Source organism: Aeromicrobium sp. (assembly GCF_036675695.1).
Classification (GTDB): Bacteria; Actinomycetota; Actinomycetes; order Propionibacteriales; family Nocardioidaceae; genus Aeromicrobium.
In genome coordinates this window covers 1-7,900 of sequence record NZ_JAKFEL010000165.1, presented here as the reverse complement: position 1 = coordinate 7,900, position 7,900 = coordinate 1, and the positions used below count along the sequence as shown (strand labels likewise).

8 protein-coding genes and 1 tRNA gene are annotated in these 7,900 nt (G+C 64.3%); 5 read left to right on the top strand and 4 right to left on the bottom strand.

Annotated features, from left to right (window positions below):
- Positions 1-50 precede the first annotated feature (50 nt).
- A tRNA-Val gene (locus V6M39_RS10815) sits at positions 51-122 on the top strand.
- 55 nt (positions 123-177) lie between these two features.
- Here V6M39_RS10815 and V6M39_RS10810 read toward each other — a convergent pair.
- Positions 178-1,086 (bottom strand): homocysteine S-methyltransferase family protein, encoded by a 909-nt coding sequence (locus tag V6M39_RS10810; protein WP_332643827.1) that lies wholly within the window; start codon positions 1,084-1,086, stop codon positions 178-180.
- A 66-nt stretch (positions 1,087-1,152) separates the two neighbouring features.
- Positions 1,153-1,524, bottom strand: coding sequence for a DUF4267 domain-containing protein (locus tag V6M39_RS10805; protein WP_332643826.1), 372 nt, complete (start codon positions 1,522-1,524; stop codon positions 1,153-1,155).
- An 88-nt stretch (positions 1,525-1,612) separates the two neighbouring features.
- On the opposite strand from V6M39_RS10805, the gene V6M39_RS10800 reads away from it, so the two are divergent.
- Positions 1,613-2,518, top strand: a complete 906-nt coding sequence (locus tag V6M39_RS10800; RefSeq protein WP_332643825.1) for a hypothetical protein — start codon at positions 1,613-1,615, stop codon at positions 2,516-2,518.
- Here V6M39_RS10800 and V6M39_RS10795 read toward each other — a convergent pair.
- Positions 2,515-2,892 (bottom strand): hypothetical protein, encoded by a 378-nt coding sequence (locus tag V6M39_RS10795; protein ID WP_332643824.1) that lies wholly within the window; start codon positions 2,890-2,892, stop codon positions 2,515-2,517. The genes V6M39_RS10800 and V6M39_RS10795 overlap by 4 nt on opposite strands.
- A 10-nt stretch (positions 2,893-2,902) precedes the next feature.
- A complete protein-coding gene (locus V6M39_RS10790) occupies positions 2,903-3,787 on the bottom strand; it encodes a YihY/virulence factor BrkB family protein (protein WP_332643823.1) in 885 nt (294 codons plus the stop codon).
- Between the two features lie 17 nt (positions 3,788-3,804).
- Between V6M39_RS10790 and V6M39_RS10785 the strand changes: the two genes are divergently transcribed.
- The 3 genes from V6M39_RS10785 to V6M39_RS10775 all read left to right on the top strand — a co-directional run.
- A complete protein-coding gene (locus tag V6M39_RS10785) occupies positions 3,805-5,454 on the top strand; it encodes an acyl-CoA dehydrogenase family protein (protein WP_332643822.1) in 1,650 nt (549 codons plus the stop codon).
- Positions 5,454-6,077 (top strand): hypothetical protein, encoded by a 624-nt coding sequence (locus tag V6M39_RS10780; protein WP_332643821.1) that lies wholly within the window; start codon positions 5,454-5,456, stop codon positions 6,075-6,077. The genes V6M39_RS10785 and V6M39_RS10780 overlap by 1 nt, the downstream gene beginning before the upstream one ends.
- Before the next feature lie 311 nt (positions 6,078-6,388).
- On the top strand, positions 6,389-7,900 hold a 1,512-nt coding region (locus V6M39_RS10775), incomplete at its 3' end, for a nitrite/sulfite reductase (protein ID WP_332643820.1).

Below are 7,900 nucleotides of genomic sequence, written 5' to 3'. Positions count from 1 at the left end.
GTTCAAATCCCGTACCCACCTCGAAAGTTTCACCAAAACTGAACAAGCACGGGCGATTGGCGCAGCGGTAGCGCGCTTCCCTGACACGGAAGAGGTCACTGGTTCAAACCCAGTATCGCCCACTACACGAGCCGCACATTTCAATGTGCGGCTCTGTCGTTCCAGATGCGCGGCGGCTCAGATTCCCCAGAGTGCGGCGACGTGACTTGAGTCCGTCCCACAGCAGCCGCCGACTATGGCGAGCTGCGGCAGGTGCGGGCGAAGGGCATCCAGCGAAGACGTCAGCAGTCCCACGTCGCCCGTGTCCAGCACCTCCATCGCGTCCAGCTCCTCGTGCGTGAGGGTTGACGCATTCGGGCGCAGTGCGGTGATTCGCGACTGCCACTCTCCGCCGTCGAATGCTTCGACTATGTGGGTCGGGTGCGCACAATTGACGCCGTACCAATCCGGAGCTGCTTCCATGTCGACCAGCTCGATCGCTTCGCGCAGGGTCGAACCGTCCGGGAGCCGCCCGTCAGTCTCGACGGTGAACGAGATGGCCACGGGTGCGCCCGCTGCGCGGCAGGCCTTCACGACACCAACCGCCTCCGCCGCGCCGGTGATGGTCATCGCATGAACGAAGTCCACTCCCTCGTCAGCAAACGACTGGATCTGCTGAGAGTGGTACTCCGCTGCCTCGTCGTGGTCCGACCGCCCATCGGAGACATACCCGTCCCCTCGGGGTCCGACCACGCCGGCGATCAGGGTTGATCCGACGCCGTTGCGCGCCTTGACCCGTTGCATCAGTTGCACCGCGGCGCGGTTCGCTCGGTCCATTGCTTCGCGGTCATAGCCGACCTGAAATGCCCAGTCAGGGTTAGCGCGCCAGGTAGGGGTCTCGAGTATGAGCCCGGCATCGGCGCTGAGTGCGATCTCCGCAAACTCGTCGTAGTAGGACTCCAGAGCGACGGCCCCATCGTCGGTCTCGAGCAGTGGGAACGCCGCAAACTCCGGAAGCTCGAACCCACGATTGAACAGCAGGTCCGTCTCAAGGCCGCCGTCTGTGACATACCGGCCTGCTCCAAGGATGGAATCTCTGTCAGTCATGTGGGCTCCTTTGGCTTCTCGCAAGTGTCGTCCTGTGTCGTCCATCTCGCCAGAGAATGGACTGAACTAGGCTGGCCGGCGACGGGTCGCACCCCAGATTCCGACGCCGATCCCGACGATCGCGCCGCCCATGCCGATCGCCTTCTGAGACGTCGACAACTCGGAATGCCGCTTGAGACCACCGATGAAGTCGGCGGCATCAGCGCCGCCGGAAGCGAGGAACCATCCGCGGGTGTCGCGGCCGCGCAAGGCTGCCGACGCGAGCAGGCCGCCGATGAGGGCGTCGCGGTAGCCCATTGAGTGCAGGAGCAGGAAGTGGCTCGGGTGCTCGGGCGGCTCCGTCTCCCCCCACATCCGGTTGGCGCGCAGCGGGTCGACGAGGAACTGGATACCGGAGGCGAAGCGGATGCTCCCGGCGAGAAGGGCAGCGATGTCCATCCCTGCAAAGTACGCGATGCACGAGTTCATTTGTTCCGGCTCGCGAGTTCGCCTGACACAGTGTGATCACGAGTTCTAGCCTTCGGTTATGACCATCGATGACTCCACGAAGCCAGCCAAGGGCCCGCTCAAGCGCGGCAAGCCCACCGCGGTTCCGGAGATCGAGCCAGACAGCCTGCTCATCGATCAGCTCGGTGAACGGCTTGAGTCCCTGCAACTGCTTCGCGGTGGTGGCGACGAGTCACAGACGAACCAGATGCTCGAGGCGTTCGGCAGTAGCGGCATCATTGAGGACACGATGCTCAAGGAGCTGAGCAGCAAGGAGCCGCTCCACCACACCGAGCGGTTCGACGAGGCTCACCGCCAGGCGATGCGGGCACTCGAGGTCTTCGACCGCAACGGATCACGCCCACCATCAGCTCTCAACAAAGTTCCGCGACTCATCAAGCCGATCGCGGAACGGATCGTGCAGCTGTTCATCACGTTCATCGTGCGCAGCCACCAGAAGCGACTCGTCAAGCAGTTGCGTCAGCTGTACGCACTCCGGGAAGCCAACAGTCCAGTCGGATCAGACGACTACCAACTTCTCGCGACGGCGCGGATCCAGGTAGACGCGATCACGCCAGACCTCAACAAGTCGAGCCTGCCACTGCCCGCGTTCCTCGTCGGTGGTGCCGCGATCTCCGGAACAGCGTCATTCATCGGCCGAAGCCTGACGACTGACCTCGGACGCTTCGGCTTCGCCGCCGGATTCCTGATCGTCGGTCTCGGGCTCTTCTGGTGCGTGCTCAAAGCCGCCGGCATCGCCCGCAGCCGAGCCCGTATTGCCCTCGACGGGTCGTTCAAAGCTCTCTACGAAGTGATCGGCGACGCCGGTGATCCGCCCAAGGACCAGGCCAAGATGTTCGCCGTGATCGCGTCGCTGCTGTTGCTCGCGATCTGGATCGTCGTACCCGGCGTGCTCGGCTTCCAAGCCATCAAGACAGCGCTCTAGACCGCGTCTTCGCTCTTGACCTTCGCCTCGGACTTCCAGCTGAACTCCCCGTTTGGACCGTCGATCTCCACGTTCGCGGTGGCGATCGGATCATCGCGATACGGGAAGAAGACGTCGCACTCGAACTTTGTACCGATCGCCTGATCGACCTTCTTGGGGCACTTGGCGACGATTTGACGACCCTCACGTGCGGTCAGACGACGCTCGATGTTGTCCTCGACACCGTCGGTGGACATCAGGATGACCGGCTGGACGGTCTCCTCGGACTCGGGCTTCTTCTTCTCGTCCATCGAGTCCTTGAACCACATGATCGCACCAGCGACCATCAGTAGCGTGGCAACCACGAACGCGACATTGGTCGCCGTCTTCCTCATGCGGAGAACCCTACGATGCGCGTTCGAGGCGCATTTGCTCGACTGCCGCGTTGATCGCGGCACCGATCAGAACGGCGATCGACAACACGTACAACCACAGCAGTACGGCGATCGGCGCGGCGAGCGGACCGTAGATCGATGTACCGCCGGATGAGAACCCGAGCGCCCACCGTACGAAGTAGCTCCCGAAGATCCACAGCGTCAGGGTGAACACGGCGCCGGGCATCCCGACCATCCATTTGCGTCGTACGGGCACAGCCAGGTGATAGAGCGTGGTCATGAAGCCGATTGACAGCACTAACACGGCGGGCCAGTAGAAGTACTTGAGAAAGCTGAACCCGTCCGACATGACGTCCGCAGCGACCTGCGGACCGGCAAGCACCATCGGCACGAGGACGATGCCGACCATCAGCGCAACGATGTAGAGGCCGAACGAGAGCGCACGGGTCTTGACGATGCCGCGTTTGCCGCCGTGCCCGTAGAGGATCGTGATGGTGTCGATGAAGACGTTCAGCGCCCGCGAACCCGACCAGAGGGCAAGGACGAAGCCGATCGAGATGACGTCGATACGGCCGCTCCCGAGAACGTCATCGAGCGTCGGTGCGATGACCTGGTCGACCGTGTCGGGTGTCAATGCCTGCGATGCCAGCTCGAGCACGCGCTCCTTGAGGACATCGACCTGGGCGACTTCAAAGCGTTCGGCGATGAAGCCGATCGTGCCAGCCAATCCGAAGACGAGCGGCGGCAGCGACAGGATCGCGAAGAACGCAGCCTCGGCCGCGAGGCCCGTGACGCGGTACTGGAAACAGCTGCTGAAGGTACGGGCGAACAACTCTCTGACGAGCAGCAAGAACGATCTAGCGCTGCCCGGTCGGTCTACCGGTTCCACCGCCATGGCTCTACCGTAGCGACATGGATCCCCTGCAACGTGCACCAGAGAACCAGGCGACCCCACTGGTCGGTTACAACGTCGCGACCAGCGACAACGCCTTGATGGATGCCGTACGCGCCTACGGCGGTCAACACACCGACGAGATCGTCGACGCGATCACCCCGATGGGCTCGCTGTCAGGTTCCGCGGAGGCACGTGAGCACTGGCACCTTTCCAACGAGAACGAGCCCAAGCTTCGTACGAATGATCGCTACGGCAACCGCATCGACGAGGTGGAGTTCCATCCGTCGTGGCACTGGCTGATGACGCAGGGCGTGGGCTTCGGTCTCACCGCAGAGCCGTGGACCTCACACAGTCCCGTCGCACACCTCAAGCGCGCCGCCGGATTCTTCACGTGGGGTCAGGCCGAAGGCGGCCACATGTGTCCCATCACAATGACGTATGCCGTCGTGCCTGCCCTTCGCGCCGACGACGCTCTCGCCAAGCAGTGGATCACCGGGCTCGCGTCGCGTACGTACGACTTCGGCATCCGCCCTCCAGAGGAGAAGGCAGGCCTCCTCGCCGGCATGGGCATGACGGAGAAGCAGGGCGGCTCGGATCTCCGCACCAACACGACGGTGGCCCGACCGACCGAGACGCACGGCGAATACCTGCTGACCGGCCACAAGTGGTTCACCTCGGCACCGATGAACGACATGTTCCTCGTGCTGGCCCAGGCGCCCGAGGGCGTCACCTGCTTCGTGGTCCCCCGCGTACGACCTGACGGCACCCGCAACACGCTGTCGATCGTGCGGCTCAAGGACAAGCTCGGCAACCGCTCGAACGCGTCGAGCGAGCTCGAGTTCAACGACACGTACGCGACTCGCCTCGGCGACGAGGGCCGCGGCATCCGCACGATCATCGAGATGGTCTCGGCGACCCGTATGGACTGCGTGCTCGGCTCAGCAGGTCTGATGCGAAAGGCACTCGCCGAAGCCGCGTGGCACACCTCGCACCGTTCGGCCTTCGGCGCGACACTGGCCGATCAGCCCGCCATGACGAACGTCCTCGCCGATCTCGCGGTCGAGACCGAAGCCGCGACGTTCGTGGCGATCCGTCTCGCATCGGCCGTCGACAAGCCGAACGACCCGCACGAGCAGGCACTGCGCCGTATCGGTCTCGCCCTGGAGAAGTTCTGGGTCTGCAAGCGCACGCCGATGATGGTCGCCGAGGCACTCGAGTGTCTGGGCGGCAACGGCTACGTCGAAGAGTCCGGGATGCCGCTCATGTTCCGCGAGTCGCCTCTCAACTCGATCTGGGAAGGCAGCGGCAACGTCAACGCACTCGACGTACTCCGTGCCCTTGGTCGCGAGCCGGAGTCACTCGACGCCTGGATCACCGAGATGGCAGAGGTACGCGGTGAGGACGCGCGACTCGACACCGCCGTCGACGGTGTACTCACCGAGCTCGCCGATCTGACAGATGTCGAAGTCCGCGCACGCCGTATCGCCGCCAGCATGGCGACGTGCCTGCAGGCCGCCGTCTTGATCAAGCACGGCGACCCGAGTGTTGCCGACGCGTTCTGCGCCTCCCGTCTCGCGGGCGACTGGGGCGGTACGTTCGGCACGCTCCCCCGCGGACTCGATCTCGCAGGCATCGTTGCCCGCACCACACCTCACTTGGAGTCCTGATGCGCAAGCCGATCCTCGGGGCGTTGTTCTCAGCGCTCCTCACACTCACCGCTGCCATGGCACTGCGTGCCGCCGACGCAACCCTCGCGGTCGCGGCTGTCGCCGCCGTCGCGGTGCTGTTCACCTGGTACGCCCAGCTCCACTCGACCGAGGAGCGCGGAACGCTTGGCTTGGCCAATCCCGCATCTGCCGTCACTCTGGCTGTCGTCGGCCGTCGCCCTTGGGGGACGCTGCTGCCGGTCCTTGCCGCGCATACGGTCGGTGCCGTGATCGGTGGCTTCGTGGCGCTCGCACTTGAAGATCGACTCGGCGACACACTCGTCTTCACGCAGCCCGGCTTGGTGGTCACGACCGTTGGCGCAACGCTCGTCGGCCTGCTCGGCGCCTGGACGACGCTCAGCATCGACGGTGGCGGCAATGATGCGCTCAGCGCTGTGCCCGCAGTTGTCGGCGGGGCCGTGCTCCCACTCGGCCTGATCGCCGCGTTCCAACCGGCCGCGGTCATCGGGCTGGCCACCGCTGGTCTGGTCCCATGGGACGTTGCTTTGATGGCTGCCGGAGTGGTGCTTGCGGCGTCAGCAGTCGGCGCATACGCGGTTTCGCTGCTCGTTCCGCAGGAGTGACTCAGCCCACACGTTGACCGTCTCCCCACGGGGCAAGCACCTGCTTGTTTCAGAATATGGACAGGCGTCCCACATCATGGGACAAATGCTTGTCGTACGGGTGCCCAGTCCCGCAGACTCAACGCATGCTTTCGGCACAGACTCTCTGGCTCGTGGGACGTATCCACGTGGACCTCGGTCGTGCCCGCAACATGATGTGTCGCTGACAACGCGCCCACCTCTGCTCTTTTTACTCTGCAGTTCTTCTGGGCAGCGCGGCGACTAGGCCTCAGCGTCCAGATCACCGCCTGCCCCCTGTTCTAGGGAATTTCATGGCACCAGCACCCGGTACCGACACCGCTGCCCGTCGACCGCGCCCCAAGCGCGGCGAGGGCCAGTGGGCGCTGGGTTACCGCGAGCCGCTGAATGCCAACGAGCAGTCCAAGAAGGACGACAACCCGCTCAACGTCCGCGCTCGCATCGAGAACATCTACGCGCACCGCGGCTTCTCCTCGATCGACGGTGGAGACCTGCGCGGTCGTTTCCGCTGGTGGGGCCTCTACACGCAGCGCAAGGAAGGCATCGACGGCGGCAAGACCGCAACACTCGAGCCCGAAGAGCTCGACGCTGAGTACTTCATGATGCGAGTCCGCATCGACGGCGGCCAGCTCAACCTCGAGCAGCTACGTACCGTCGCCGACATCTCGACCGAGTTCGCTCGCGACACCGCTGACCTCACAGATCGCCAGAACGTCCAGTACCACTGGATCGATGTACGCGACGTGCCGACGATCTGGGAACGCCTCGAAGCCGTCGGACTGTCGACCCAGGAAGCGTGCGGCGACTGCCCACGCGTCATCCTCGGCTCCCCCGTCGCTGGCATCTCGGCCGACGAGATCATCGACGCCACGTCAGCAATCGAGGCAATCGAGAGCCAGTTCATCGGCGATCGCGAGTTCTCCAATCTGCCGCGCAAGTTCAAGTCCGCGATCAGTGGTCACCCCGGCCACGACGTCGTGCCGCAGATCAACGACATCGCGTTCACCGGTGCAGTGCACCCCGAACACGGTCCCGGGCTCGACCTGTGGGTCGGTGGCGGGTTGTCGACCAACCCGATGCTCGCCCAGCGCGTTGGCGTGTGGGTGCCGCTCGACGAGGTGCCCGAGGTCTGGAAGGGCGTCGTCAGCATCTTCCGCGACTACGGTTACCGCCGTCTGCGCACCCGCGCACGTCTGAAGTTCCTCATCGCCGACTGGGGCATCGAGAAGTTCCGCGAGGTCCTCGAGACCGAGTACCTCGAGCGCAAGCTCATCGACCTCGAAGCACCCGAAGCGCCCGAGACACCTGCCGACCACGTCGGTGTCTTCCCTCAGACTGACGGCAAGTTCTACGTCGGCGCAGCCGCCACGGTGGGCCGCATCTCCGGAACGCTGCTCAACCAGGTTGCCGACATCGTCGAGGCTCACGGCAGCGACCGCGTACGTACGACCCCCATGCAGAAACTCGTCGTGCTCGACGTCGAAGAGGACAAGGTCGAGTCGCTGGTCAGTGCACTCGCCGAGATCGGCCTGCACGCTCGTCCTTCGCAGTGGCGCCGCAACACGATGGCCTGCACCGGCATCGAATACTGCAAGCTCGCCATCGTCGAGACCAAGCAGCGTGCCGCCACACTGATCGACGAGCTCGAGCAGCGCGTCCCCGAGCTCGACACCCCGATCACGGTCAACGTCAACGGCTGCCCCAACTCCTGCGCACGCATCCAGACGGCCGACATCGGCCTCAAGGGCATGCTCGTCATGGACGAGCACGGCGAGCAGGTCGAGGGATTCCAGGTTCACCTCGGT